Origin of the sequence: Tritonibacter sp. SIMBA_163, from assembly GCF_046535935.1 — a bacterium.
In the GTDB taxonomy this organism is placed as follows: Bacteria; Pseudomonadota; Alphaproteobacteria; order Rhodobacterales; family Rhodobacteraceae; genus Epibacterium; species Epibacterium scottomollicae.
Genome location: NZ_JAWJBP010000871.1, coordinates 1 through 254, shown reverse-complemented (window position 1 = coordinate 254; position 254 = coordinate 1). Strand labels below are relative to the sequence as shown.

The 254-nt window shown below is 30.3% G+C and carries 1 protein-coding gene; it reads left to right on the top strand.

Annotation, left to right across the window (positions count from 1 at the left end; translation table 11 throughout):
- Positions 1–254: hypothetical protein (locus R0J92_RS24830; RefSeq protein ID WP_411053646.1), on the top strand; the 254-nt coding region annotated here is incomplete at both ends.

The following is a 254-nucleotide window of genomic DNA, read 5'->3' as shown; positions in this document are numbered from 1 at the left end:
CAATTGATTAAGGTATTAAATGAATCATTTGGATCTACAGGAACTCTATTAATTATAGGTTCGGTTCCTGCATTTTTCTTTATTTTGAAATTATACAATGATCGACGAGAAGATCAGAAAATTGATAAGCTTATCAAGGAAAAAGACCAAGCTATACAAAGAATTACTGACACAGCAAGAGAATGGAAAAATCTTTATTTAAAAGAAATAGGATGGAGCACGGAGGAGATTGAACGATTAACTATAAAAAATAG